This is a genomic window from Flavobacterium sp. 83, assembly GCF_000744835.1.
In the GTDB taxonomy this organism is placed as follows: Bacteria; Bacteroidota; Bacteroidia; order Flavobacteriales; family Flavobacteriaceae; genus Flavobacterium.
The window spans coordinates 2,264,219-2,290,545 of the sequence record NZ_JQMS01000001.1 but is presented as its reverse complement, the minus strand read 5'-3'; the positions used below and the strand labels follow the sequence as shown (position 1 = coordinate 2,290,545).

Sequence of the window (26,327 nt, the reverse complement as noted above, 5' to 3'; positions counted from 1 at the left end):
AAAATAACGCGATTCTGGTTTAATTTCTATTTAATTTTTTTTGAATACTAATTATTATCATTAATTTTTAATTAATTTGCGATAAAATTCAACCTCAGAATAATGACTTCTATAACAAGACTTTTTGATTTCCCTTATTATCAGCAAGATAAATATACTTCAATTTCAGATGCTTTAGCAACAAAGCAAAACGGGATTTGGATAAAAACTTCTACACAAGAATATATTGCTAAAGCTAACGCAGTATCACGTGCATTGTTGAAATTAGGCGTACAAAAAGACGATAAAATTGCCATCATTTCCTCTAATAACAGAACGGAATGGAATATAATGGATATTGGTGCATTGCAGACAGGTGCACAAACAGTTCCTATATACCCTACCATCTCTGAAGATGATTATGAGTATATCTTAAATCATTCTGGTGCTATTTATTGTTTTGTATCCGATGCTGAAGTCCTTCGAAAAGTAAATTTAATTCGGGATAAAGCACCTTCTGTCAAAGAAGTTTATTCGTTCAACGAAATTGAAGGTTGTAAAAACTGGAATGATTTACTCATTCTTGGCGATGACCACAGCAATCAAAATGAAGTTGAGATCCGTAAAAATAACGTAAAAACCGATGATTTAGCGACTATTATTTATACGTCGGGAACAACTGGAAAACCAAAAGGCGTTATGCTTTCGCATAAGAATATTGTTTCAAATGTTTTGGACAGTGCCTCAAGAATTCCTTTTGAAGCAGGAAAAACTCGCGCTTTAAGCTTCCTTCCTATTTGCCATATTTTTGAAAGAATGATTTTGTATTTATACCAATATTATGGCGTTTCCATCTATTTTGGTGAGTCGATTGAAATGATTGGAGAAAACATTAAAGAAATAAAACCAAACGTAATTACAGCAGTTCCAAGACTGCTCGAGAAAGTGTATGATAAAATATACGCCAAAGGAACTGAATTAACCGGCATCAAAAAGAGACTATTCTTTTGGGCAATTGATTTAGGATTAATCTATGAACCCTATGGAAAAAATGGTTTATGGTATGAGTTCCAACTCAAAATTGCCCGAAAACTGATTTTTAGCAAATGGAAAGAAGGTTTGGGCGGAAACCTAGATTTGATGGTTTCTGGAAGTGCCGCTTTGCAAACCAGATTAGCCAGAATTTTTGCAGCCGCAGAAATCCCAGTAATGGAAGGATACGGATTGACAGAAACCTCACCGGTAATCTCTGTCAATGACATGAGGAATCACGGTTTCAAAGTAGGAACTGTGGGGAAAGTAATTGATAACGTAGAAGTACTAATTGCCGAAGATGGTGAAATCCTTTGTAAAGGACCTAACGTGATGATGGGATATTACAAAGATGAAAAATTGACCAACGAAGTAATTACAAACGGGTATTTCCACACGGGAGACATTGGAATATTTGATGAAGAGGGATTCTTGAAAATTACCGATCGTAAAAAAGAAATGTTCAAAACATCCGGAGGGAAATATATTGCGCCACAATTAATTGAGAATACAATGAAACAATCCCGTTTCATTGAACAAATAATGGTGATTGGTGACGGTCAAAAAATGCCGGCAGCATTTATCCAGCCAAATTTTGATTTCATTAAAGAATGGGCCGTAATTCATGGTATTGATGCGGGAAAAAGTAATGAAGAAATTATCTCAAATGAAAAAGTTATTGCAAGAATTCAGGAAGAGATTGATACTTTAAATGAAAAATTTGGCAATTGGGAGAAAATAAAACGTTTTGAATTGACCCCGGACATTTGGTCTATCGAAGGCGGACAATTAACTCCAACACTGAAACTGAAACGAAAAATCGTAATGGAGAAATATATCGATTTATTTCATAAAATATACGGTTAGCATTTCATAAAATCCATATAAATCATGAAACTAAAAGCTCTAATTTGTTCCGTAATAAGTTTATTCTTTTTTTCTAATTGTCAAGAAAAGGCAAAGGAAGATCCTATAAAAGCAAATTATTTAGATTTCTCGAAACGGGACGACCAGCTCACTGGCGGTATCAAAATGATTCCGATTAAAACACCAAAAGGAACTTTCAAAGTCTGGACAAAAACAGTTGGAAATAATCCAAAAATAAAAGTGTTGCTCCTTCATGGTGGCCCCGGATTGACACATGAACTGTATGAATGTTTTGATGGGTATTTCCCTAACGAAAGCATTGAATATATCTATTACGACCAGTTGGGCTCTTATTACAGCGACCAACCCAAAGACAACACTTTGTGGACTAATGAACGCTTTGTGGAGGAAGTCGAGCAAGTGCGGATTGCTTTGGGTTTAGACAATTCCAATTTTTACCTCATGGGACAATCTTGGGGCGGAATCCTAGCTATGGAATATGCATTGAAATATCAAAAAAACCTAAAAGGCTTGATAATCTCTAATATGATGGCGAGCGCTCAGGAATATAACGCCTACGCAAAAGATGTTCTGGCACCACAAATGGACCCTAAAATCCTAAAGCAGTTGCAGGATATCGAGAAAAACAATGATTTTGAAAATCCAAAATACAGCGAATTATTGTTCAAATATTACTACACAGAACACATTTTAAGAAAACCACTAGAAGAATGGCCGGAATCTATTAACCGATGTTTCAAACACATCAATCCTGATGTCTATGTATTTATGCAAGGCCACAGTGAATTTGGTATCACCGGAAATGCCTCCTTGAAAAATTGGGATGTCAAAGCCAGATTGAAAACCCTTAAGGTTCCTACGTTGAGTATTGGTTCTAAATACGACACAATGGATCCCGAACACATGAAATGGATTGCTCACGAAGTCCAAAACGGACGATTCTTATTTTGTCCTAACGGAAGCCATCTTTCACAATACGATGACCCTAAAAATTATTTCACAGGCGTGATTACGTTTTTAAAAGATGTGGATAATGGTACTTTTAAAAAATCTTAAAAATTTACCTTTAATAACTCTTACTCCTCAATAGTTGAGGATTTTTTTAATATTAAAATAGAAACATCCCGCAACAATTACATTATTTCTTATCACCACAAAAAAATATACACAATTGTTATTTAAGCATTTAGACACAATTTTTTAATATCTTTATTGTATCAACCATAAAATTAAAAAATCATGAATGTGAAAAAATTTTTAGTTTCAGGTATTGCAGGTGGTATAATCAACTTTCTTTTAGGATGGATTCACTACGGAATCCTTTTTAAAAACACATTTCCTTCTAATGGAAATGAAAACATCTCATTTATATTTTTAGGGTGCCTTACTTTTGGATTATTCACAGCCTATATTTTTACAAAATGGACAGGGATTTCAAATTGGATAACCGGTTTTGGTGCTGGTACCATAATTGGATTATTTATAGCCTTATATATGTTTTTTTTGCCAATGCAATGAAACCAACACCTGGTATTACTTTTCAGATTATGGCATTGGATATTGTAATCACTATAGCAATGGCTGCTTTTACCGGAGCAGTTATTGCTCTTGTTAATGAAAAACTAAAATAAATGAAAATTCTTACTAAAAAAATCGTCGTTTTATGTGTGATTTTTTAATTTAGATAAAAAAACCAAAAAATAATTCAACCTATTATGCATGCATAGTATTTTTTTTATTATATTTGAAATCGATATAGTTAGAGATATGAAAGATAAAACAATAGATTATATTTTAAGAGCAACTTGGCAGGCAGTTTCAAGAATGTACAATGAAGAAGCATCTAAATATGGTGCAACCATGGCTACAGGTTTTGCATTGCTGAGTATGGATAAAGACAAAGGCACTCCCTCTACTGCTTTAGGTCCAAAAATGGGTATGGAAGCGACAAGTCTTACCAGAACCTTAAAATCGATGGAAGATAAAGGCTTAATTATCAGGAAGAAAAACCCTTATGACGGTCGCGGTGTATTGATTTACCTCACTGAATTTGGAAAAGAGAAAAGAGAATTGTCAAAAAACACCGTTTTGAAATTCAATGAAACTGTAAAAAACCACATTTCTGAGGAAAAATTGCAACATTTTATTGAAGTGGCTGAAACTATAAACGAATTAATTCAAGATAAAAATATATTTAATCAACAAGAAAACAGTAATGATGACATCGCTAAGATTCAAAACCATTAAAATAATGAAAAATTGCGTTCCAACATTCCTATAAAAAATAAATAAAAACTACTTATGAAACGCATAATTAAAAAAGTTGCGGTAATTGGATCCGGAATAATGGGTTCTGGAATTGCTTGCCATTTTGCAAACATTGGTGTTGAAGTTTTGCTTTTGGACATTGTTCCAAAAGAACTCACGGAAGCTGAAACTAAAAAAGGGCTGACTTTAGAAAATAAAATTGTCAGAAACAGATTGGTGAATGAGCATTTAACAAATTCTCTAAAATCGAAACCATCTCCTATTTACAATCAGAAATTTGCCAGCAGAATTACCACTGGAAATACAACTGATGACATGGCAAAAATTGCAGCTGTTGATTGGATTATTGAGGTTGTAGTGGAACGTTTGGACATCAAGAAAATGGTTTTTGAACAAATCGAAAAATTCAGAAAACCGGGAACTTTAGTAACTTCAAACACGTCTGGAATTCCGATTCACTTTATGAGTGAAGGAAGAAGCGACGATTTCCAGAAACATTTCTGCGGGACACACTTTTTTAACCCTGCGCGTTATTTAAAATTATTCGAAATCATTCCTGGCCCACAGACTTCAACAGAAGTATTGGACTTCCTTACTATATATGGAGAGAAATTCTTGGGTAAAACTTCGGTTGTTGCCAAAGATACTCCGGCGTTTATCGGGAATAGAGTTGGTATTTACGGTATTCAGAGTTTGTTTCATTTGGTAAAAGAATTGGGACTTACTATTGAAGAAGTAGATAAATTGACTGGTCCAGTTATTGGCCGCCCAAAATCGGCTACTTTCAGAACCGTTGACGTAGTTGGATTGGATACTTTGGTACACGTTGCCAATGGAATCTACGAAAACTGCCCGAATGACGAACAACACGAGTTGTTCAAATTACCAGATTTCGTCAACAAAATGATGGAAAACAAATGGCTGGGAAGCAAAACGGGTCAAGGTTTTTATAAAAAAGTAGACAAGGATATCCTTTCTTTGGATTTAGATACTTTAGAATACCGTCCGGCTAAAAGAGCTTCTTTTGCAACTTTAGAACTGACAAAAACGATAGATAAACCAATTAACCGTTTTAAAGTTCTGGTAAAAGGAAAAGACAAAGCAGGAGAATTCTACAGAAAAAGTTTTGCAGGAATGTTTGCTTATGTTTCGAACAGAATTCCTGAAATCTCAGACGAATTATACAAGATTGACGATGCTATGAAAGCCGGTTTTGGATGGGAAAATGGTCCTTTCGAAATTTGGGATGCTATTGGTGTCGAAAAAGGAATCGAAATGATGAAAGCGGAAGGTCTTGAGCCAGCTGCTTGGGTAAATGATATGTTGGCTTCTGGAAGTTCTAGTTTTTACTCTATAAAAGAAGGTGCTACTTTTTTCTACAATATCCCTACAAAATCACACCCGAGCGATAGCGAACTGGCGAAGCAAACTAAAGTTCCAGGTCAGGATTCATTTATCATCTTGAACAACATTCGCGAAAGCAAAAAAGTGTGGAGCAATAGCGGAGCAATCATACAAGATTTAGGAGACGGAATTTTGAATTTAGAATTCCAATCTAAAATGAATACGATTGGTGGCGATGTTTTGGCCGCTATCAATAAAGCGATTGACTTATCTGAAAAAGAATACCAAGGATTGGTTATTGGAAATCAAGCAGCGAATTTCTCTGTTGGTGCCAATATTGGAATGATATTCATGATGGCAGTCGAGCAAGAATACGATGAGTTGAATATGGCCATCAAAATGTTCCAAGATACCATGATGCGTGTACGTTACTCCGGAATCCCTATTGTAGTTGCTCCTCACGGAATGACTTTTGGAGGGGGTTGCGAAATGAGTTTACATGCTGATAAAGTAGTTGCCGCAGCCGAAACCTATATGGGATTAGTGGAGTTTGGTGTTGGAGTAATTCCAGGTGGTGGAGGTTCGAAAGAAATGGCATTGCGTGCATCCGATTTATTCCATAAAAATGACGTGGAGTTGAATGTGTTGCAAGAATATTTCTTGACAATTGCTATGGCAAAAGTGTCTACTTCTGGTTACGAAGCTTTTGATACCGGGCTTTTACAACAAGGAAAAGACATCATTGTGGTAAACAAAGACCGCCAGATTGCCGAAGCGAAGAAACACGCTTTACTTATGGCCGAAGCCGGTTATACACAACCAATACGCAGAAGCGACGTAAAAGTTCTTGGAAAACAAGCTCTTGGAATGTTCCTTGTAGGAACGGACCAGATGGAAGCCGGGAAATACATCTCGGAACACGACAAAAAAATTGCTAACAAACTAGCGTATGTAATGGCGGGTGGAGATTTATCAGAACCAACTTTAGTAACCGAACAATATTTATTGGATTTGGAACGTGAAGCTTTCTTGTCATTGTGTACGGAAAGAAAAACATTGGAAAGAATCCAATTTATGTTAACCAAAGGGAAACCGCTAAGAAACTAAAAAAATGAAAACAGCCTATATAGTTAAAGCATACAGAACAGCCGTGGGGAAAGCTCCAAAAGGCGTGTTCAGATTTAAACGTCCTGATGAATTGGCAGCAGAAACGATTCAGTTTATGATGAATGAGTTGCCTGATTTCGACAAGAAACGTATTGACGACGTGATGGTAGGAAATGCAATGCCCGAAGCGGAACAAGGATTAAACGTGGGACGATTAATCTCTTTAATGGGATTGAAAATCGAAGACGTTCCGGGTGTAACTGTTAACCGTTATTGCGCGTCAGGATTAGAAACAATTGGTATGGCTACAGCCAAAATCCAGTCTGGAATGGCGGATTGTATCATTGCAGGTGGAGCCGAAAGCATGAGTTTTATTCCAATGGGAGGTTACAAGCCTACTCCTGATTATGCTGTTGCAAAAGCTGGAAACGAAGATTACTATTGGGGAATGGGACTAACTGCGGAAGCGGTTGCCCAACAATTCAATGTATCTCGTGCGGACCAAGATGAGTTTGCTTATAACTCACACATGAAAGCCCTAAAAGCGCAAGCCGAAGGTAAATTTGACAAACAAATTGTTCCTATTACTGTGGAACAAACGTTTATCAACGAAAATGGTAAAAAAGAAACTAAATCGTATATCGTAAATAAAGATGAAGGTCCTAGAGCAGGAACGTCTGTAGAAGCTTTGGCAGGTTTAAGACCCGTTTTTGAAGCGAACGGAAGTGTAACTGCAGGAAACTCTTCTCAAATGAGTGATGGAGCAGCATTTGTTCTAATCATGAGCGAAGAAATGGTAAAAGAATTGAACCTTACTCCTATTGCCCGTTTGGTAAACTTCGCATCAGCTGGAGTAGAACCAAGAATCATGGGAATTGGACCGGTAAAAGCGATTCCAAAAGCATTGAAACAAGCGGGATTAACCTTAAACGATATTGATTTAATTGAGTTGAACGAAGCTTTTGCATCACAAGCATTAGCCGTAACAAGAGAACTAAACCTAAATCCAGATATTATTAATGTAAATGGTGGAGCGATTGCATTAGGTCACCCACTGGGTTGTACCGGAGCAAAATTGTCTGTTCAATTATTTGACGAGATGAAACGCAGAGGAAGCAAATACGGAATAGTTTCTATGTGCGTAGGAACCGGTCAAGGTTCAGCAGGGATTTACGAACTTTTATAGTTAAAGAATCTTCACCAATTTTAAGAATTACCTATAGTGATTTTTTTGTCGGAATTGCAATTCGGAGATTTAGATTCTAAATAAAAACATTTTAAAAAATAAAAAAAATGGCAGATACAATTGAAAAAAACGTAACCCGTGGCGGTCAATTTTTGGTTAAAGAAACAAAGTGCGAAGATGTTTTTACTCCTGAAGATTTCTCAGAAGAGCAATTAATGATGCGTGACTCTGTAAAAGAATTTGTAGACAAAGAAATTTGGCCAAATAAAAATCGTTTTGAAAGCAAAGATTATGCTTTTACTGAAGAAAGTATGCGTAAGGCTGGTGAGTTAGGGCTTTTAGGAGTTGCTGTTCCTGAAGCTTATGGAGGGTTAGGAATGGGGTTTGTATCCACTATGTTAGTTTGTGATTATATTTCAGGAGCTACAGGATCATTTTCTACTGCTTTTGGAGCACATACCGGAATTGGTACCATGCCAATTACCTTATATGGAACAGAAGAACAAAAAATGAAATACGTTCCTAAATTAGCTTCTGGTGAATGGTTTGGAGCCTATTGCTTGACAGAACCAGGTGCAGGATCTGATGCCAATTCCGGGAAAACAAAAGCTATTTTATCAGATGATGGAACACATTATAAAATCACAGGACAAAAAATGTGGATTTCGAATGCTGGATTTTGTTCTTTGTTTATCGTTTTTGCCCGTATTGGAGATGACAAAAACATCACTGGGTTTATCCTTGAAAATACAAATGATAACGGAATTTCAATGGGTGAAGAAGAGCACAAATTAGGAATCCGTGCTTCCTCTACTCGTCAAGTTTTCTTCAATGAAACTAAAATTCCGGTTGAAAATATGCTTTCTGAAAGAGGGAATGGTTTCAAAATTGCTATGAATGCTTTGAACGTGGGGCGTATTAAATTAGCAGCAGCTTGTTTAGATGCACAAAGAAGAGTGATTTCTGGCTCTGTAAAATATGCTAATGAAAGAATCCAGTTCAACACCGCTATTTCTCAATTTGGTGCTATTCGTTATAAATTGGCCGAAATGGCTACTAGCTGCTATGCTGGAGAAAGCGCTTCTTACCGTGCTGCAAAAGATATTGAAGATAGAATTATGTCGCGTGAAGCTGAAGGATCATCGCATCAGGAAGCAGAATTAAAAGGGGTTGAGGAATATGCTATTGAATGTTCTATCCTAAAAGTAGCCGTTTCTGAAGATGTACAAAACTGTGCCGACGAAGGTATTCAAATCTTCGGCGGAATGGGATTCTCAGAAGATACTCCAATGGAAAGCGCATGGCGAGATGCTAGAATTGCCCGTATTTACGAAGGAACTAACGAAATCAACAGAATGCTTTCTGTAGGTATGTTGATCAAAAAAGCCATGAAAGGACATGTTGATTTACTTGGACCAGCTTCAAAAGTACAGGAAGAGTTAATGGGCATTCCATCATTTGAAACTCCTGATTATTCTGAATTATTTGCTGAGGAAAAAGAAATGATTGGCAAATTGAAAAAGGCATTCTTAATGGTAGCCGGTGGAGCTGTTCAAAAATATGGTCCGGATTTAGATGCACACCAACAGTTATTAATGGCCGCTTCAGACATCTTAATCGAAATCTATATGGCAGAAAGTACGATCCTTAGAACTGAAAAATTAGCGAAAAAAGAAGGTGAAGCTAAAGTGCAAGAGCAAATTGCCATGGCAAAATTATACTTATACAAAGCGGTAGATATCGTTACTCAAAAAGGGAAAGAAAGCATAATCTCTTTTGCTGAAGGCGATGAACAACGCATGATGCTAATGGGATTACGCCGTTTTACAAAATACACTAACATGCCTAATATTGTTGGCTTAAGAGAAATAATTACTACTAAATTAGTAGCAGAAAACGAGTATTGTTTCTAAGAAATAAAGATAGTTTTTAGTTTATTTATTTGTTAAAAAACCGCCTTGTTCCTGAAAATAAGGCGGTTTTTTTATGGCTAGATAAAATTTAAAATTTATTTAATCTCCTTTTTTTCTATTGGACTTATTTCTCCACTATAGGAAATGGTACTGCGATTATTTGAATTTATCGATAGCGAAGCGCTACCGTCAAAAAAAATGGATATAAATATTGTATATAAATCATTTTGTCCTTTAACTACCGCTTTTATTTGATATGCTTTCTTTTCTTTTTTAAAAGTATATTGTTGTGGTTTTCCTTCAAAATTTAATCCGCCATCACCTCCATACGCAGCACCGTTATAGGCTGTGCCAAAAAAAGGCATTTCACTTTTGATAAAATCCGGTTGGAATTTTAAATAATTGGTATTGGAAGTTAAATCTACATTCCTAAATCCGTGAGGCGAAGCATTCCTTGCTACAAAAACAAATTCTTTAGAATTCATTAAGATTTCAGTCTGTCTTTTTTTTTCCAGTTTACGATCTTCTCTTAACTGTTTTCTAGTTTTTTCCTGAGCAAAACTAATACTAACAACAGTTGAAAATAACAAGACTAAAAATATATTTTTCGTTTTCATGATTTCTACTTATTTTGATTTCTATAACTCCTATAAGTAACTAATAAATAAGCAATAAGACTAAAATAAACAACTAATTTATTTTTTATCGAAACGCATCATGGTAGTATCTCCCATAATAAAATTCAAGGTTTTCCCATCATCGGAAATTGAATAAGAATCAATTTTTTGCAGACTTGACATGTAAACGGATTCACCTTGAATATCCATACACATCATTTTAGTCATTGCAATTGGATCTTTGAAACTGATATTATTTCCATCAACATTTAATTTTCCACTGTATCTATTACAACTAGCATTACCCAAAACTCGATTTTCTTTTAAATCAAAAATGATGTTTGGTTTTTTGTTTGGATATAATCCTCCAAATGAAATTCTTGGCCCCGCAATGTAATTCAATTCCCAAGTTCCATCAAGCGAAGCTGTTTTAGCATTTGAAGTTTTAATTGTATTGCAGGAAATAAATACCATGCATAAAATAGTTAGCGATAAAATTAATTTTCTCATGAGTGTTGTTTTTATTCAAATAAAATATTGAAAAAATAGAATCAATAATGCTGCCAAAACACTACAATTTAGATAAAATAATAGTTGTACAAAAAACCAAATTAGACCATTCCTTACTCGTCCAAAATCAAAATTACAGCAATCTATTTATCAATTTCTGTTACCTCAATTTTAATTTCAACTGCATATTCATTAGGAACAATTTTACCGCCATGTAAGTTGGCATAAACTTTAGTAAATTCAGCACCAAAATATAAAATGATAGCAGAATAATAAACCCATATTAAAATGATAATTACTGAACCAGCAGCCCCGTAAACTGTTGCTACAGTAGAATTCCCTAAATAAAACCCAATTGCAAATTTACCAAACATAAAGAAAAACGACGTAAAACTAGATCCTATTAACGCATCTCTCCACGAGATTTTACCATCAGGAAGTGTTTTAAATATAATTGCAAATAATCCAGTAGTCGTCGCAAATAAAATTAAAATATTTACTATATATAACAAATAGACCGTTAAGTCCGGAAAAGATTGAAACAATCGCTCATTTACAATGTCCATAACTGTATTCACCATCAAACTGACCATCAACAAAAAACCAAGTGAAGCAATCATTGAAAAAGACATCACACGGTTTTTGATAAACTTCATGATACCTTTATTCGGTTTAGCTTTTAATCCCCAAATAAAATTAATGGAGCTTTGTATTTCAGCAAAAACTCCGGAAGCTCCTATCAACAGCATAATACCGCCAAATATTGTAGCAAATGTTATACTGTCAGAAAGTTCTATATTCTTAATCGTTTCCTGAATTTGAATTGCAGCCTCATTTCCAACCATACCATTTATTTGACCGAAAAACCTACCTGTAACAGCTTCTCTTCCGAAGAAAACACTGAAAACAGACATAATAATTATTAATAATGGCGGCAGTGAAAATATTGTATAATAGGACAATGAAGCACTCAATTTTATTGCATTATCATCATCAAATTCACGATAGGTTCGCTTTAATAGATCCCAACTTAAAATGGCTATTTCTTTTTGCTTCATTTTTTTAAATAATTATATTTTCCAAAATAAAATTTAAACTTATTAAACCCCTTTTATTTGATTCTAAAGTACCGAAAATAATTCTTTTTATTTCAATTGCAACTGCAATCAAAACTACAATTAAATTGACTAGGTATTTAAAATGAATCTTACATAATTCCCATTAAACTGAATTATAAAAACTAAATCTTTTATCTACAATACAAAAATTTCTTACCTTTGAAATAAAACATATCATGAAAAAAATATTCTTATCTATTGTGCTAATTATAGTTGTTGTAATAGGTTGCAAAACAAGCAGCGATTCAAGTAATTCAAAAAAACTAAATATTGCTTTTGAAGCTAAAAGTAATAGTACTGTTTCTGGAACTGCAACTTTTGAAGAAAAAAATGGCAAAGTTACTTTCGTCGCAAAATTAGCAGGGCTTAAACCAGGTGAACATGCAATACATATTCATGAGAAATCAGATTGTACTGCAGCAGACGGAAGTTCAGCTGGTGGACATTGGAACCCAACATTCAAAAAACATGGTAAATGGGGCGTTGGTGAATACCACAAAGGTGACATAGGTAATTTTACTGCCGATGAAAAAGGAAATGGAACCATTACATTAACAACTGATGAATGGTGTATCGGTTGTGGAGACGCAACTAAGGATATCCTTGGAAAAGGATTAATAGTCCATCAAGGTACAGATGATTATGTTTCTCAACCCGCTGGTAATGCTGGTGCAAGAGTAGCATGTTCAGCTATTATCAAGTAGTTATAGAAACCCGTTGGGTGCAATTAGATTATTTGTGTTTTAATATTGTTTATTGGTCTTTCAAAAATAAATTTATTAATGAATTGTACCAAAGTTAATGCTGTTATTTTAGCTAAAATTCTTGTTTTAAAACCTTGAAAAGATTTAGCATAATTTCGTCTAATCATAAATTGATCACACAATTGAGAGAATAATGTCTCTATTCTTTTTCTTGATTTTCTAAATATGTAGGGTTGTTTTTTATACCCAATTTGATTGATTCTCATTGGAGTTTCTAATTTTATATTTGCTGTTTCAAACAAATCTAATTGTAATGGTGAAGACAAATAACCTCTATCTCCAAGAAGCACACAATCAGACATTTGATATTTTAAATCTTTTAATAAATGTACATCGTGAACACTTGCTTTTGTAATATCTATTGATTGAAAAACCCCAGAAACAGTACAAACTCCGTGAAGTTTGTAACCATAAAACCAAGAGTTTTGTGATGCACAAAAACCTTTATCTGGCGCAGTCTGAAAATCACCCTTACAAATTTTAATCCTATTATGACGAGCCATTTTACAAATCTCAAGTGGCATACTATCAACAACAAAATAGTTCTCAAATTCTGTGAATTTTGAATATAAATGTTGTCTGATTTCTTCAGCAAAATGGAATAATTTTTTCCTTCTCTTATTATACTGACTTCGTTCAATTAGATTAGAAATTTGTCCATTTTGCAACTGATTAAAAAATGAATTTTCACTGTCAATAGACATAAATTCAGATGTTAAACTTAAAGCAACTACTTCTAAATCAGACATTTTAAACTTTCTTCCAGCTCGAATTTCTGTATTAAATGCAATATTCAAAGAACTTATAACTTCTAAAACTCTAAAATAATTTTTTACTATATTTGACATAGATATTGGTTGTTTGACGACTTCAAGATACTGAATTTCAGTATCTTGACCAATATCTAATCAATATTTTTTACTTCAAATAATTACACCCAACGGGTTTATAGAAATAAAAAAAATCAACTGGAAGATAAAGAGCACCACTATTTTAAAAATAAAGAAGAATGGCGAGATTGGTTGCACCAAAATCATCATTCTTCAAAAGGGGTGTATCTCATTTTTTACAAGGTAAATAGTGAATTTGAAAGTATGCGATGGGAAGAAGCGGTTCAAGTTGCCATTTGTTTTGGGTGAATCGATTCAACTGTAAGAAAAATGGATGAACATCGTAGAAAACAAGTTTTTTCTCCTAGAAAAGATAAAAGCGTTTGGAGTAAACTCAACAAAACGTATATCGAAAAACTCCTGATAGAAAATCAAATGCATGAAAGTGGATTAGCCAAAATTGAAATTGCTAAAAAAAATGGTTCTTGGACTTCATTGGATGCTGTAGAGGATTTGATAATCCCAATAGACCTCCAAATAGCTTTTGAGAAAAATAGTACTGCATTCGAAAACTATAAAAGTTTTAGTCCTTCATACAGAAAAAGTTATCTTTATTGGCTTAACCAAGCAAAAAGAGAAGATACCAGAAACACTAGAATATGTGATATTATAAATCTTTGTTCCCAAAATAAAAAATCGAGAGATTAATATTTTACCACTAAATAATTAAAACTTAACTTAAAATCTTCTACACAACCATAAAAAAACATAGCTTTGTAGCTTCAAATTAAAGTAATGATTAACCCTTCGGCAACAGGTTGGATAGATAAATTTTTTATTGAACAAAAATTTTCAAAAGAAACTGTTTCTAAAACTACTGATTCATTTTATCAAAAAGTTAGAAATACAGGATTTATATACGGTCACATCATTACTCTTGAAACTGTTACTGAAATTGAGACAAAAGGCTGGTTCAAGGAAGAAATTTCGAAAGTTGCTTTATTAAATACTTTATATGATGTTTTTTGTTTGACTAGAGGAGAAATAAGCTCTGAAAAATTCATAAAAGAAGCTGTTACTTTTTATAACCAAATGAACCCTCAAGGATTTAATTTTTTCAAAAAAATACTTCCTAAAAATTCCCTATCCTTAACTCTGGAAAAAATAATTGGTGAGCGTGTACAAACGAATGACACCATCATCAGTAAAAATTTCTCTCATCTCGTTACCAATGCACTTTTATTTATTGACATTGTTGCTTTTCGCCAATATTTAATTAATGGCGAAATTCCTGAAAAATACCTAAAGAAAATTGAAGAGACGATTGTTAACATTGTTACGCTTGCATTAAAAGTTAAGTCTAACAAATCACAATATGATGATTTATTAATTAAACTTTTTGAAGCTTCTATTCGCTATAGCAAATTTTCAAAAGTTTCTGTTCAAACTCTGGAAACACTTCAACTGGATTATTTTACGCATGAATTAGAAAAATATTATTTAATAGACATTGCCGGAATGGCACTGTGGAGTGATGGACTAATTGAAAACAATGAAGCCTATTTTTTACATACATTAGCGGGGACATTATCTATATCAGATGATTTTGTTGATCAAAGTATATATAGCACTAATGGATTCATTAACAAACATAAAAAAGAAATCCCCTATTTTAATTACTCAAATCCCGTCAAACACTTTTACGATCAAACTACTCAAAGCGTTGCAACTTTAGTAAGCCGCAACAAAAGTAGATTGATAAAAGAAATTATTCAAAGCAAAGAATTAATGCTTCTGTTAGCTTATTCTACCCGAAGAGATTTAGATGAAAAAGAAAAGAAAAAAGTAAAAAAACAATTATTGGATATTTGCAAAACCATTCCTTCTTTGACTATATTTTTACTACCGGGTGGAAGCTTATTACTTCCCATCTTAATAAAATTTATCCCTACCCTATTGCCTTCTGCTTTCAATGAAAATCTAGAAGAAATCGAATAAAAAAATCGCCAAAAGCGATTTTTATTATTAGAATTTCAATTGATAAACATCATCCAAATCTTTATCTGAACTGATATTTACATTTAAATCTGTAACAAATCCCGAATTTAATCCATAGGCCCAACCGTGCAAAGTCAATTCCTGTCCATTTTTCCAGGCAGATTGCACGATAGATGTTTTAGCTAAATCAAATACTTGTTCCTTCACATTAATTTCAACAAAAGCATTAAAACGTTCGTTTTCATCAACGATAGAATCTAAATATTCATGATGGAGGCGATAAACATCTTTTATATGACGAATCCAGTTATCAATAATCCCAATAGATTCATTTCCCATAGCTGCTTTTATTCCTCCACAACCATAATGACCGCATACCAGTACATGTTTTACTTTCAAAACATTCACGGCATAATCCAGAACACTCAGCATATTCATATCAGAATGAATCACCATATTAGCAATGTTTCGATGCACAAAAACGTCCCCCGGTTTTGCACCAACAATTTCATTTGCAGGAACCCTGCTATCTGAACAACCTATCCACAATAAAGGTGGCGTTTGCCCTTTGGCTAAATCTGCAAAATAATTCGGATCACTCGCCAGAGAGGTTTCGACCCATTTTTTATTATTGTCTAATATTTTTTTATAAAAATCACTCATAAAGAATTGCTGTCTTAGTTAATTCAAATGTAAAATAAAATTAGTTGGTTTATTTACTTTAAAAAAAATCATTAGCCATAATATTGATTATTTCACATAAGCTTTGATAATGTTACAATTTATTCTAAATTTTTAATAGGTAACCCTGTTTTTTTGTTTTCAATATTTTTATTTTGAACAAATTTTCATCAGAAAAAAAACTTCTTTGTATTATAAATTAAATTGATTGTTTTTATATTTGCATCAGATATTACTATAAACATGACAATTACTCAATTAAAATATGTTTTGGCTGTAGCCGAACATAAAAATTTCACACTTGCAGCCGAAAAATGTTTTGTAACTCAACCTACATTGAGTATGCAAATTCAGAAAATAGAAGAAGAATTAAGTATTCAAATATTTGACAGAACAAAAAAGCCAATTCAGCTTACTGATATTGGACAAAAAATTGTAAATCAGGCGAAGAACATTGTTAATGAAGCTGATAGAATTCAAGATATTGTAGAGCAACAAAAAGGATTTATTGGAGGTGAATTCAGATTAGGAATTATACCAACGATAATGCCTACACTATTACCAATGTTTTTAAATAATTTCATCAAAAAATATCCAAAAGTAAAACTCATAATCGAAGAGTTAAATACAGAAGAAATTATTATAAAACTCAATAATGGCCATCTTGATGCAGCAATTGCCGCAACACCGTTGATGGAGGAAAAAATCAAAGAAATAGTTTTATACTTTGAACCTTTTGTCGCATATATTCCGGAAAATCATCATAATTTTCAAAAAGAAGAAATAGAAGTCTCTGATTTAAACTTAGATGAAATTCTATTATTGCAGGATGGACACTGTTTTCGAGATGGAATATTAAACTTGTGTAAAAATACAGGAGGAAGAAATGAAATCAATCATTTCCAGATTGAAAGCGGAAGTTTTGAAACTTTAATAAAATTAGCAGATGAAGGTTTGGGGACAACATTGCTTCCCTATTTACATACTTTAGATTTGAAAGAATCTGACAAAACAAAACTGCGTCATTTCAAGGAACCAAAACCAGCAAGAGAAGTTAGTTTGATTTTCCCAAAAAGCGAATTAAAAATTCAAATAATCGATGCATTAAGAAGCACAATTGCAGGTGTTATAAAAGGAGCAATTGTTTTTCAAAATGTACAAATTATAAGTCCACTTCAAAAAAAATAAAAAAAGGAACCGAAATTGGTTCCTTTTTTTTTTATGAATTAACGATAAGAAGACATTGTTTTAATTCTGGTTTCCCAATTGTAAAATTTAACAACCATTCTCGCAATTGCTCCATTTCGTATGGTAATAACGTTTTAATTGCTTTCTCCAATTCCTTGCAAAAAAGCATCGGATTAAAACTTACCCTTTCAAGCACTGATTTTGTGTAATCGAACATGATTTTCGACATAATAAATTAAGATTTTGGGGTTATCAAATATTATTAACTTCTGTAAAAGTACATTTTTAAAATAGACGACATAACAAATTAACGTTCTTTTTAGTATTTTATTTTATTTCAAAGAAAGTAGCTATTACACTCAAAATTTCTTTTTTTTCTATTTCTTACTAGCGCGAAACATTTCTCTTTTCCCTGGAGGACCTGCTAATTTCTCAACTGTAAAACCTACTTCTATCATACTTCTTTTCACTACCCCACGCGCAGCATAAGTAACCAATATTCCGCTGGGCTTAAGCGCATTATACATTTTATTAAAAATTTCAGTACTCCACAATTCAGGTTGAACCCGATAACCAAAAGCATCGAAATAAATCAAGTCAAATTTTTCAAAATCATCTATTTCTTCAAAAAACTGCTTCCTTTTCGTTAAAGAAAAATCACCGCTTAGAACAATCTTTTCTTGCCACTTACTTTGATGCATTTTCTCAAAAACGGTACTTTCATTATTGGCATTAAGCTCTTCAACGTAATTCATTGACAAAACTTCCTGAGTTGATATTGGGTAGGCCTCAACACCTGTATAATCTATTGATTGATTCATTTTGGATGCTTCCAAAAAGGTAATAAATGCATTTAATCCTGTTCCAAAACCAATTTCCAAAATTGAAACTTGTCTGTTTTGAAATAAAGACAACCCATTTTTTATAAAAACATGTTGTGCTTCCTGGATTGCTCCGTGTTTAGAATGATAGCATTCATCCCATTCCTGTAAATGAATTGTTGTAGAACCGTCAAGTGTTTTGATTATTTCTCTTTTCAAAATTATAATTTGAAGTTATTTTTTGCTTTATAGTTGTACCAGATGGTCAAATTTAATCAAAACTAAAGTGTAATAGTCTCAAAAAATCTATATTTTTTATAAATTTCATATAAATTGACGCTATTTAATTCCGTTTTTTTAAATATAAACAAATCACAGTTAAATGCTATAATTAATAGAATAATCATAAGCATTTCAGTGATTTTTATTTAATTTTGCAAAGATTAAAGTTCGTTTTATAAAAACCAAAGATTTTTAATGCTCAAGCATATCACTTATAAAAAATAAAAATAAACAATACCTTATTATGAGTACAACTCAAACTAGCAAAATTGAAACAATTAAAGCTCCTACTTCAAAAATAAATGAAGTAGATTTTGAAAACTTAAGCTTTGGTTCTGTTTTTACAGATCATTTATTCGAATGTGATTATAAAAATGGTGAGTGGCAAAAACCAGTCATTAAGCCTTATGCTCCGTTTTTGGTAGATCCATCTACAAGAGTTTTTCATTATGGCCAAGCTATTTTTGAAGGTATGAAAGCATACAAGGATAACAATAATGATATTTGGCTTTTTAGACCTGATGAAAACTATAAACGTTTCAACACTTCAGCTGTAAGAATGGCCATGCCAGAAGTTCCAGAAGATATATTTATGAATGGCTTAAACCAATTATTGCAATTGGATGAAGCTTGGGTAAAAAAAGGAAAAGGAAATTCGATGTACATTAGACCATTTATGATTGCTACAGGAACTGGAGTAATTGCAAATCCGTCTGATGAATATAAATTCATGATTATTTTATCTCCTGTAACAGCTTATTATTCTGGTGATGTAAAAGTACTTATTGCAGAGCATTTTAGTAGAGCTGCAAATGGTGGTATTGGAGCTGCAAAAGCTGCAGGAAATTATGCTGCACAATTTTATCCTACAAACCTAGCTAATAAAGAAGGATTCCAACAAGTAATTTGGACTGATGATGCAACACATACTAAGCTAGAAGAAGCGGGTACAATGAATGTGTTTTTCAGAATCAATGACACTTTATTGACTGCTCCAGTTAGCGAAAGAATTCTAGATGGTGTAACTAGAAAAACCTTGATTGATTTAGCTAAAAGCGAAGGTATAAATGTAGACGTACGTCCCGTTTTAGTTTCTGAACTTGTCGAAGCTTCTAAAAACGGAACGTTGAAAGAAATTTTTGGAGCTGGAACGGCTGCTGTGGTTAGCCCTATTTGCGGATATTCTTATCAGGACGTTTATTATGAATTACCAAAAATTGAAAATCCAATTGCATTACAACTAAAAGATAAATTGACCAATATTCAAAACAAATTGGAAGAAGACACTTTTGGATGGACTGTTAAAGTATAGATTCCAGATTTATCGAAATAAAAAAAGCGATTTTCAATATGAAAATCGCTTTTTTTATTTTAATCAACAAACCCAAACTCTTTATCTTTCCTCTAGTATTTTTGAAAAATCCGGTTTAAAATAATTAGGCCCTTTCATTACTTTTCCATCTTCACGATAAATAGGTTTACCATCTTCGCCTAATTTACTCATATTACTGCGTTGAATTTCATCAAAAACCGCTTCTATTTTATGCTGTAAACCATGTTCTATAATAGTTCCACATAGAATATACATCATATCCCCTAAAGCATCTGCAATTTCTATTAAATCATTGTTTTGAACTGCTTCCAGATATTCTTCATTTTCCTCTTTCATTAAATTATAACGAAGTGTGTGTTTATTTTCTCCTAAATCAGCTGTTGGAATTTCTTTATGACCTATTTTAAATGCAGTATGAAATTCTTTAACGGAGTCTATTTGTTTTTGCATCTTTTTATTTTATTAAATGTAATTGCAAATTAGCAACTATTTCTAAACAATTAACTAAATTTGACCGAAATAATTTAAACTATGTTTAGTCAAGGACAATTAATATTTGCAGGCTGTTTTTTTGTTGCTTTTGTTATTGCAGCAATTTATTCCTACCGAAAAGATTTGGGAATACATAAAGAATATTATAAAGGAAATTACAAAATATTAATAGGTTTCTTAATATTTATTGGACTCCTGTTTATGATAAAAATATTTTTCAAACGTTAAGACCTTTGTCTTTTAGAATAATAAAATGCCTGCTATAAAGTGGGCATTTTTTTTGAGAATTAAACACCGATTCCCGATATTGAATTAAAAAAAATCTAGAAAAACACAATCAACTTGAAAGCACGATTTTATAATTTTTTATTACTTTCAATCCTATATTAATAAAATTTCTAACTTTACAAGATAAACAGCCTATTCATCATGAGAATTTTAAAATATATCTTTCTTTTACTATTACTTAGCTTAGTTGCTTTATCCATTTTCATCGCTACACAAAAAGGAGATTTTACTGTCGAAAGGAGTAAAATCATAAATTCTCCAAAACCAGTAGTATATAATTATGTAAATGATTTTAAAAACTGGCAAGATTTTGGTTCTTGGGCTGTTGAAGATCCTGAAATAAAAATAACTTATCCTCAAAACACGATTGGAAAAGGCGGATCTTATTCTTGGGAAGGAAAAGATGGCAACGGTGATATGAAAACAATTTTTGTAAAAGAAAACGATAGTATTTCACAAAAAATGAATTATAACGGAACTTTATCTGATGTTTTTTGGAGTTTTAAAGATACTGTTGGAGGTACCAAAGTAACTTGGAAAACAAAAGGAACAATGAGTTTTCTTTTCAAAATTTATACTGCTTTTAACGGGGGTGTTGAAAAAATCATAGGTAGCATGTACGAAAAAAGTTTGTCTAACCTTGACAAAACCTTAGATTATGAAATAAATACCTATTCAGTAAAAGTAGATGGATTGGTAAAAAAACCAGAAACATTTTATTTACATCAGACTTTTACCAGTAAAATTGCTAAAGTTGCCAAAAACTTTAAAATCGTTGTCCCAAAAATCATTGCTTTTTGTACAAAAAATGAACTTATAATTACAGGAAAGCCTTTTATAATTTATCACACTTATGACATTGTAAATGAACTTACTAAAATATCTATTTGTGTACCAATTAAAAATCAAATTTATACAAGTGAAGGAAGTGATCTTTACTCGGGAAAATTAGAAGCGTTTGAAGCCGTAAAAACTACTTTAACGGGTGATTATTCCCACATGAATAAAGCTTTGGAAAAAACCACGCAATACCTTAACACTAATCATCTCGAAGCTGACGCTACAGTTTCTCATATTGAAATTTATTCAATCAGTAAAAACGAAGTGAAAAACCCATCAAAATGGGTTACTGAAATTTATTATCCAATAAAACCAAAAGTAGAAGCAATAAAAATTTACAAACCAGCAGTTATAAAAACTGATGAAGCGATAAAAACTGAACCTGCAGTAAATACAGTTCCGGTTACAAAAACAGAACCCATTACAAATACTAAAGCTGCTGTAAAAACGAATCCTGTTGTAAAAACTAAACCTGTAGCACAACCTAAGCCAGTCATAAAAGTGGAACCAATTGTAAAAAAGCCAACTCCTACAAAAAAAGAAGAAGAACAATCTGAATTTTAATTTTTTTTCACTGCTGATTAAACCTATTTGATAAATTCCATTCTAACTGATAAATAATAGCTTTGCAAGAGGAAAAGGAATTCATTCAAAAACTATTGAACCCAAAAACGCAAAACGAAGCGTTTCAACAACTCTTGCAAGATTATCAAAAACCGTTGTACAATCATATTCGTACTATTGTATTAAGTCATGATGATGCTGATGATGTTTTGCAAAACACCTTCATAAAGGTATTTCAACATTTGAAAAACTTTAAAGGCGAAAGCAAACTTTTTTCTTGGATGTATCGTATTGCAACTAATGAAGCGCTAACTTTTTTGAATCAAAAAGCAAAAACAAACGGAATTTCTTCTGAAACATTACAAAACAAAACTATAGATAATCTAAAAGCTGATGTTTTCTTTGATGGAAATGAAATTCAAATAAAACTGCAAAAAGCCATAGCTTTTTTACCTGAAAAGCAACAATTAGTTTTCAAAATGAAATATTTTCAAGAATTAAAATATGAAGAAATCTCAGAAATTTTAGGAACATCTGTAGGCGCTTTAAAAGCATCATATCATCACGCAGTCAAAAAAATTGAAGCATTTGTAACAACAAATTAAACCTTTTGAATTTAATTAAGTCTAATAAATATTATGAAAGCATTTAATTTAGAAAACGACCCAAAAATTGAATCTGGATTTAAAACTCCAGACCATTATTTTGAAAATTTTTCAGCAAAAGTTTTACAACAATTGCCAAAAGAGGAACCAAAAGTAATTTCTATTTTTCAAAAAAGAAAGACTCTAATGATGATTGCAGCCATTTTAGTCTTAGCCTTGATGATTCCAATTTTAAATACGTATTCTACTAAAACCAAAGAATTAGATTCAGCCACTTTAGAAAATTATCTGACCGAACAATCTAATATGACGCAATATGATTTGATCAGTGAATTACAACCTGAAGATATCAATAAAATGAAAACGACCGTAATTATAGAAGACAAGACTGTAGAAGATATATTAGCTACAAACTCTAATTTAGAGCATCTTATATTAGAATAAATATACACCTGAATTCTTTCTATTAAAATTGAATAAAAAATTAAAAAAAAATGAACATTAAAAAATTTTTACCTGTACTCTTTTTACTATTATCCTTTACTTTTTACGCTCAAGGCGAAAGAATGAAAGAAAAAAAGGAGCAAATCAAAGCATTGAAAGTAGCTTTCTTAACCACCGAATTAGATTTAACCACAAGTGAAGCCGAAAAATTTTGGCCAATCTATAACACTTTTGATGACAAACAATTTGAATTGAGACATCAAAAAATGAAAACTTTAATGAATAGGATGGATAATGGCGGTCTTGATAAAATGACCGAAAAAGAAGCTAGTGCTTTTCTAACTCAAATGGAAAGTAACGATGAAGAACTATTTTTTTTACGAAAAAAATTTACCGCTAATCTTAAAGGGATTATTCCAGCGATTAAAATCATAAAACTAAGAAAATCCGAAGAAGATTTCAATAGAAAACTATTGCAACAATACCGTGACAAAGGCCCGAGAAAATAAAATAAAGTTTTATTAATTCAATAATCACACCTTATATAATGGTTCATACTATTAAATAGGGTGTTTTATTTTTTGAAATTTATGCGAACAATTTTATTTTTTCCAGCAGCTATTGCAGTATGATTGTCTAAAAAACGAATTGTAAAAAGACTGCTATCTACCGCTAATTGTCTCCAGGATTTACCACCATCTGATGAGTAACACAAACCGGATGCACCTACTGAAACTAATCCTTTTCCATTGCTATTTGGCACATATTGCACGCAAGAAGTATATCCAAAACCTTTGTTTTCGTCTTGCAGTTTCCATGTTTTACCACCATCAGTTGTAGCTGCTTTATTTCCAAAATTCTGGTTTGGCAATTCATAATTTCCTCCAGCAATAAATCCAATTTTCGAATCGTAAAAATCAGCCGTAAAAATTCCAGTCATGGTTTTTCCTTGAACTATTGGCGTGTCATATACTTTCCAATTATTTCCTTTATCAGATGAATAAAAAACTCTGGCTTTTTTTCCACCCGAAACAATCCAAGTTTTATTTTCTTTAATAACAATATTAGTATTGCTTGCTGCAAAAGCCGCTTCCCCATCTACTATTTTAGGCAACTTAGCTGATGCAATTTTATTCCATGAATTTCCGCCGTCACGAGTAATTATTATTGAAAAAGAATCCTTTATAGGATCTCCGATAGCTATTCCTTCTTTATCGTTCCAAAATTGCATACTATCATAAAAAACTTTTTTGTTATTTTCTTGATACACTAATCGCACTTCTGAGCTGTCTTTAGCAATTTTATATAGTAATGCAGGATTGGAAACGTTTAGAATAAAAACAGCCTCCGAAGTTTGAGCAATACTTCTGAATTCCAACTTTAGATTATCATTACTAATAATGCTTTCTTTTTTTTTATTTTGAGCCAAATCATAAAAACCAAATCTGGAATTATCTGCAGCATACCAAATTTTATTTGTATCAATTAAAATAGCCCTAATACTTATTTTATCTTGAATTAACGTATCGATTTTAACGGCTTTAAAATCCATATTACTTTCAGCAACCTCAATATAACCTACTGTTTTACAAGATACAAACAAAACAAAACTCATCGAAATTAAAAAAAAATTTCTCATTTATATATAAATTTTCAAGGCTAATTTACAATTAAAAATATAAATACAAACTAGCCTCTTTATTTATTGGCACAGTAATTGGATAATCAAAAAATATTAAACTTAATAACATTAATCATGAAAACTAAACTACTCCTTTTAAGTCTATTGACTTCTGTTTTCGCCACACAAATATATGCGCAGGATAGAACTACAGTAAATGCAATGAATACTGAAATTAGTGACAACTTAGATTTACGAGCTGTCGCATCCATTTTTGGAGATTCAAGAGATCTTCAAGATTTTGAAAGACGGTTGAATGATCCAAAACTTCAAATATCAAATTTAGATTTGAATAACGATGATGAAGTTGATTATTTACGAGTAATCGAATCCGTAGAAAACAGAACCCACGTCATTATCATACAAGCAGTTATCGATCAAGATGTATACCAAGATGTAGCTACAATCGATGTTGAGAAAGACAGATACAACAATGTTCATGTACAAGTTGTAGGAGATGTATATATGTATGGTCAAAATTACATTTATGAGCCAGTGTATTACAACACACCGCTTATCTATGCTTCTTTTTGGGCTTCTAACTACCGTCCTTATTATTCAACATGGAATTGGGGATATTATCCTTCTTATTATTATACTTGGAATCCTTTCCCAGTATTCAGATATAGAAACAACATCAACGTTTGCTTGAATGTAAATAACAATTACAATTATGTTAACAATAGAAGAAGCAGTATTGCAATTGAATTATATAGTTCCAGACGTTCCAATGGATATGAAAGACAACATCCAAATTATGCTTTTTCAAGAAGAAATTCACAAGTAACAAATCGTTATGAATTAGATCAAAGAAGAGGATCAAGAAATGTTGGTTTAAGAAATGATAACCGTTATTCTCAAAACAGAATAGGTTCATCAAGAGATTATTCTCAAAACAGGACTAATTCTTCAAGAGAAGCAGGTACACAAAGAACTCAACAAGAAAGAGATTATTCTCAAAACAGAACTAATCCTTCAAGAGAAATAGGTACACAAAGAGCCCAACAACAAAGAGATTATTCTCAAAACAGAGCCAATCCTTCAAATGATGCCGCTCCACAAAGAGCCCAACAACAAAGAGATTATTCACAAAACAGAGCCAATCCTTCAAATGATGCCGCTCCACAAAGAAACCAACAACAACGAGATTATTCACAAAACAGAGCCAATCCTTCAAATGATGCCGCTCCACAAAGAAACCAACAACAAAGAGATTATTCACAAAACAGAGCCAATCCTTCAAATGATGCCGCTCCACAAAGAGCACAACAACAAAGAGATTATTCTCAAAACAGAGCCAATCCTTCAAATGATGCCGCTCCACAAAGAGCACAACAACAAAGAGATTATTCTCAAAACAGAGGAAATTCTTCTACACAAGCAGCTCCACAAAGAATGGAACAACAAAGAGGTAATTCTTCAAGAGAAGCAGCTCCACAAAGAATGGAACAACAAAGAGGAAATTCTTCATCAAGAAATGAAAATAGAAGGTCTTAAAATTCATTCAATTAAATTTAAAAAGCACAGTTGTAACAACTGTGCTTTATTTTGTCA

General features: G+C 32.5%; 26 protein-coding genes. 17 read left to right on the top strand and 9 right to left on the bottom strand.

Annotated features, from left to right (window positions below):
- Positions 1–102: 102 nt before the first annotated feature.
- From T410_RS10125 to T410_RS10095, 7 genes are all read left to right on the top strand, one after another.
- On the top strand, positions 103–1,878 hold the full coding sequence (locus T410_RS10125) for a long-chain fatty acid--CoA ligase (RefSeq protein WP_035671249.1): 1,776 nt from the start codon (positions 103–105) through the stop codon (positions 1,876–1,878).
- A gap of 24 nt (positions 1,879–1,902) precedes the next feature.
- Positions 1,903–2,955 (top strand): proline iminopeptidase-family hydrolase, encoded by a 1,053-nt coding sequence (locus tag T410_RS10120; protein ID WP_035671247.1) that lies wholly within the window; start codon positions 1,903–1,905, stop codon positions 2,953–2,955.
- A 183-nt stretch (positions 2,956–3,138) separates the two neighbouring features.
- Positions 3,139–3,417, top strand: coding sequence for a hypothetical protein (locus T410_RS10115; RefSeq protein ID WP_035671244.1), 279 nt, complete (start codon positions 3,139–3,141; stop codon positions 3,415–3,417).
- 249 nt (positions 3,418–3,666) lie between these two features.
- On the top strand, positions 3,667–4,146 hold the full coding sequence (locus T410_RS10110) for a MarR family winged helix-turn-helix transcriptional regulator (RefSeq protein ID WP_035671241.1): 480 nt from the start codon (positions 3,667–3,669) through the stop codon (positions 4,144–4,146).
- Positions 4,147–4,200: 54 nt separating this feature from the next.
- Positions 4,201–6,618, top strand: coding sequence for a 3-hydroxyacyl-CoA dehydrogenase/enoyl-CoA hydratase family protein (locus tag T410_RS10105; protein WP_035671238.1), 2,418 nt, complete (start codon positions 4,201–4,203; stop codon positions 6,616–6,618).
- 4 nt (positions 6,619–6,622) lie between these two features.
- Positions 6,623–7,804 (top strand): acetyl-CoA C-acyltransferase, encoded by a 1,182-nt coding sequence (locus T410_RS10100; RefSeq protein ID WP_035671235.1) that lies wholly within the window; start codon positions 6,623–6,625, stop codon positions 7,802–7,804.
- Positions 7,805–7,911: 107 nt separating this feature from the next.
- Complete coding sequence (locus tag T410_RS10095; RefSeq protein WP_035671233.1) at positions 7,912–9,717, top strand: acyl-CoA dehydrogenase family protein; 1,806 nt, start codon at positions 7,912–7,914, stop codon at positions 9,715–9,717.
- Positions 9,718–9,812: 95 nt separating this feature from the next.
- Here the strand turns inward: T410_RS10095 and T410_RS10090 are convergent, their stop codons facing one another.
- The 3 genes from T410_RS10090 to T410_RS10080 form a co-directional block, all read right to left on the bottom strand.
- Positions 9,813–10,334, bottom strand: coding sequence for a DUF4251 domain-containing protein (locus tag T410_RS10090; RefSeq protein ID WP_035671231.1), 522 nt, complete (start codon positions 10,332–10,334; stop codon positions 9,813–9,815).
- Between the two features lie 78 nt (positions 10,335–10,412).
- Positions 10,413–10,844: an META domain-containing protein gene (locus tag T410_RS10085; protein ID WP_035671229.1), complete on the bottom strand. Its 432-nt coding sequence runs from the start codon at positions 10,842–10,844 to the stop codon at positions 10,413–10,415.
- A gap of 143 nt (positions 10,845–10,987) precedes the next feature.
- Complete coding sequence (locus tag T410_RS10080) at positions 10,988–11,902, bottom strand: YihY/virulence factor BrkB family protein (protein WP_035671226.1); 915 nt, start codon at positions 11,900–11,902, stop codon at positions 10,988–10,990.
- Positions 11,903–12,138: 236 nt separating this feature from the next.
- Here T410_RS10080 and T410_RS10075 point away from each other — a divergent pair, with 236 nt between their 5' ends.
- Positions 12,139–12,666 carry a superoxide dismutase family protein gene (locus tag T410_RS10075; protein WP_035671223.1) on the top strand — a complete coding sequence of 176 codons (528 nt, stop codon included), beginning with the start codon at positions 12,139–12,141 and terminating at the stop codon, positions 12,664–12,666.
- Between the two features lie 23 nt (positions 12,667–12,689).
- On the opposite strand, the gene T410_RS10070 is transcribed toward T410_RS10075, so the two are convergent.
- On the bottom strand, positions 12,690–13,475 hold the full coding sequence (locus T410_RS10070; RefSeq protein WP_369793036.1) for an IS982 family transposase: 786 nt from the start codon (positions 13,473–13,475) through the stop codon (positions 12,690–12,692).
- Between the two features lie 411 nt (positions 13,476–13,886).
- Here T410_RS10070 and T410_RS10065 point away from each other — a divergent pair, with 411 nt between their 5' ends.
- Both T410_RS10065 and T410_RS10060 read left to right on the top strand, forming a co-directional pair.
- The gene (locus tag T410_RS10065; RefSeq protein ID WP_369793024.1) at positions 13,887–14,264 is read left to right on the top strand and encodes a YdeI family protein; all 378 of its coding nucleotides are present in this window, start codon (positions 13,887–13,889) and stop codon (positions 14,262–14,264) included.
- An 87-nt stretch (positions 14,265–14,351) separates the two neighbouring features.
- On the top strand, positions 14,352–15,554 hold the full coding sequence (locus tag T410_RS10060) for an LETM1-related biofilm-associated protein (protein WP_035671220.1): 1,203 nt from the start codon (positions 14,352–14,354) through the stop codon (positions 15,552–15,554).
- 27 nt (positions 15,555–15,581) lie between these two features.
- On the opposite strand, the gene can is transcribed toward T410_RS10060, so the two are convergent.
- The gene (gene can, locus T410_RS10055) at positions 15,582–16,217 is read right to left on the bottom strand and encodes a carbonate dehydratase (protein ID WP_035671217.1); all 636 of its coding nucleotides are present in this window, start codon (positions 16,215–16,217) and stop codon (positions 15,582–15,584) included.
- A gap of 261 nt (positions 16,218–16,478) precedes the next feature.
- On the opposite strand from can, the gene T410_RS10050 reads away from it, so the two are divergent.
- Complete coding sequence (locus tag T410_RS10050; protein ID WP_035671214.1) at positions 16,479–17,423, top strand: LysR substrate-binding domain-containing protein; 945 nt, start codon at positions 16,479–16,481, stop codon at positions 17,421–17,423.
- A gap of 31 nt (positions 17,424–17,454) precedes the next feature.
- On the opposite strand, the gene T410_RS10045 is transcribed toward T410_RS10050, so the two are convergent.
- Together T410_RS10045 and mnmD are read right to left on the bottom strand one after the other, a co-directional pair.
- Positions 17,455–17,652 carry a hypothetical protein gene (locus T410_RS10045; protein ID WP_035671211.1) on the bottom strand — a complete coding sequence of 66 codons (198 nt, stop codon included), beginning with the start codon at positions 17,650–17,652 and terminating at the stop codon, positions 17,455–17,457.
- Positions 17,653–17,800: 148 nt separating this feature from the next.
- Complete coding sequence (gene mnmD, locus T410_RS10040) at positions 17,801–18,463, bottom strand: tRNA (5-methylaminomethyl-2-thiouridine)(34)-methyltransferase MnmD (protein ID WP_035671208.1); 663 nt, start codon at positions 18,461–18,463, stop codon at positions 17,801–17,803.
- Positions 18,464–18,770: 307 nt separating this feature from the next.
- Here mnmD and T410_RS10035 point away from each other — a divergent pair, with 307 nt between their 5' ends.
- Positions 18,771–19,838: a branched-chain amino acid aminotransferase gene (locus T410_RS10035; RefSeq protein ID WP_035671206.1), complete on the top strand. Its 1,068-nt coding sequence runs from the start codon at positions 18,771–18,773 to the stop codon at positions 19,836–19,838.
- Positions 19,839–19,919: 81 nt separating this feature from the next.
- On the opposite strand, the gene T410_RS10030 is transcribed toward T410_RS10035, so the two are convergent.
- Positions 19,920–20,309: a nucleoside triphosphate pyrophosphohydrolase family protein gene (locus tag T410_RS10030; protein WP_035671205.1), complete on the bottom strand. Its 390-nt coding sequence runs from the start codon at positions 20,307–20,309 to the stop codon at positions 19,920–19,922.
- 471 nt (positions 20,310–20,780) lie between these two features.
- Between T410_RS10030 and T410_RS10020 the strand changes: the two genes are divergently transcribed.
- From T410_RS10020 to T410_RS10005, 4 genes are all read left to right on the top strand, one after another.
- Positions 20,781–22,043, top strand: coding sequence for a GyrI-like domain-containing protein (locus tag T410_RS10020; RefSeq protein ID WP_035671200.1), 1,263 nt, complete (start codon positions 20,781–20,783; stop codon positions 22,041–22,043).
- Positions 22,044–22,105: 62 nt separating this feature from the next.
- Positions 22,106–22,648 carry an RNA polymerase sigma factor gene (locus tag T410_RS10015; protein WP_035671197.1) on the top strand — a complete coding sequence of 181 codons (543 nt, stop codon included), beginning with the start codon at positions 22,106–22,108 and terminating at the stop codon, positions 22,646–22,648.
- 33 nt (positions 22,649–22,681) lie between these two features.
- Positions 22,682–23,092: a hypothetical protein gene (locus T410_RS10010; RefSeq protein ID WP_035671194.1), complete on the top strand. Its 411-nt coding sequence runs from the start codon at positions 22,682–22,684 to the stop codon at positions 23,090–23,092.
- A 50-nt stretch (positions 23,093–23,142) separates the two neighbouring features.
- Positions 23,143–23,601 carry a hypothetical protein gene (locus tag T410_RS10005; protein WP_035671191.1) on the top strand — a complete coding sequence of 153 codons (459 nt, stop codon included), beginning with the start codon at positions 23,143–23,145 and terminating at the stop codon, positions 23,599–23,601.
- A 65-nt stretch (positions 23,602–23,666) separates the two neighbouring features.
- On the opposite strand, the gene T410_RS10000 is transcribed toward T410_RS10005, so the two are convergent.
- Entirely contained in the window at positions 23,667–24,731 is a 1,065-nt protein-coding gene (locus T410_RS10000) for an oxidoreductase (RefSeq protein ID WP_035671188.1), read from the bottom strand.
- A gap of 117 nt (positions 24,732–24,848) precedes the next feature.
- On the opposite strand from T410_RS10000, the gene T410_RS09995 reads away from it, so the two are divergent.
- The gene (locus T410_RS09995) at positions 24,849–26,270 is read left to right on the top strand and encodes a hypothetical protein (protein ID WP_035671185.1); all 1,422 of its coding nucleotides are present in this window, start codon (positions 24,849–24,851) and stop codon (positions 26,268–26,270) included.
- Positions 26,271–26,327 lie beyond the last annotated feature (57 nt).

Coding starts and splice junctions, on each gene's coding strand:
- T410_RS10125 (WP_035671249.1), top strand. CDS start 103: ATGACTTCTATAACAAGACTTTTTGATTTCCCTTATTATCAGCAAGAT.
- T410_RS10120 (WP_035671247.1), top strand. CDS start 1,903: ATGAAACTAAAAGCTCTAATTTGTTCCGTAATAAGTTTATTCTTTTTT.
- T410_RS10115 (WP_035671244.1), top strand. CDS start 3,139: ATGAATGTGAAAAAATTTTTAGTTTCAGGTATTGCAGGTGGTATAATC.
- T410_RS10110 (WP_035671241.1), top strand. CDS start 3,667: ATGAAAGATAAAACAATAGATTATATTTTAAGAGCAACTTGGCAGGCA.
- T410_RS10105 (WP_035671238.1), top strand. CDS start 4,201: ATGAAACGCATAATTAAAAAAGTTGCGGTAATTGGATCCGGAATAATG.
- T410_RS10100 (WP_035671235.1), top strand. CDS start 6,623: ATGAAAACAGCCTATATAGTTAAAGCATACAGAACAGCCGTGGGGAAA.
- T410_RS10095 (WP_035671233.1), top strand. CDS start 7,912: ATGGCAGATACAATTGAAAAAAACGTAACCCGTGGCGGTCAATTTTTG.
- T410_RS10090 (WP_035671231.1), bottom strand. CDS start 10,334: ATGAAAACGAAAAATATATTTTTAGTCTTGTTATTTTCAACTGTTGTT.
- T410_RS10085 (WP_035671229.1), bottom strand. CDS start 10,844: ATGAGAAAATTAATTTTATCGCTAACTATTTTATGCATGGTATTTATT.
- T410_RS10080 (WP_035671226.1), bottom strand. CDS start 11,902: ATGAAGCAAAAAGAAATAGCCATTTTAAGTTGGGATCTATTAAAGCGA.
- T410_RS10075 (WP_035671223.1), top strand. CDS start 12,139: ATGAAAAAAATATTCTTATCTATTGTGCTAATTATAGTTGTTGTAATA.
- T410_RS10070 (WP_369793036.1), bottom strand. CDS start 13,475: ATGTCTGATTTAGAAGTAGTTGCTTTAAGTTTAACATCTGAATTTATG.
- T410_RS10065 (WP_369793024.1), top strand. CDS start 13,887: ATGGATGAACATCGTAGAAAACAAGTTTTTTCTCCTAGAAAAGATAAA.
- T410_RS10060 (WP_035671220.1), top strand. CDS start 14,352: ATGATTAACCCTTCGGCAACAGGTTGGATAGATAAATTTTTTATTGAA.
- can (WP_035671217.1), bottom strand. CDS start 16,217: ATGAGTGATTTTTATAAAAAAATATTAGACAATAATAAAAAATGGGTC.
- T410_RS10050 (WP_035671214.1), top strand. CDS start 16,479: ATGACAATTACTCAATTAAAATATGTTTTGGCTGTAGCCGAACATAAA.
- T410_RS10045 (WP_035671211.1), bottom strand. CDS start 17,652: ATGTCGAAAATCATGTTCGATTACACAAAATCAGTGCTTGAAAGGGTA.
- T410_RS10035 (WP_035671206.1), top strand. CDS start 18,771: ATGAGTACAACTCAAACTAGCAAAATTGAAACAATTAAAGCTCCTACT.
- T410_RS10030 (WP_035671205.1), bottom strand. CDS start 20,309: ATGCAAAAACAAATAGACTCCGTTAAAGAATTTCATACTGCATTTAAA.
- T410_RS10020 (WP_035671200.1), top strand. CDS start 20,781: ATGAGAATTTTAAAATATATCTTTCTTTTACTATTACTTAGCTTAGTT.
- T410_RS10010 (WP_035671194.1), top strand. CDS start 22,682: ATGAAAGCATTTAATTTAGAAAACGACCCAAAAATTGAATCTGGATTT.
- T410_RS10005 (WP_035671191.1), top strand. CDS start 23,143: ATGAACATTAAAAAATTTTTACCTGTACTCTTTTTACTATTATCCTTT.
- T410_RS10000 (WP_035671188.1), bottom strand. CDS start 24,731: ATGAGAAATTTTTTTTTAATTTCGATGAGTTTTGTTTTGTTTGTATCT.
- T410_RS09995 (WP_035671185.1), top strand. CDS start 24,849: ATGAAAACTAAACTACTCCTTTTAAGTCTATTGACTTCTGTTTTCGCC.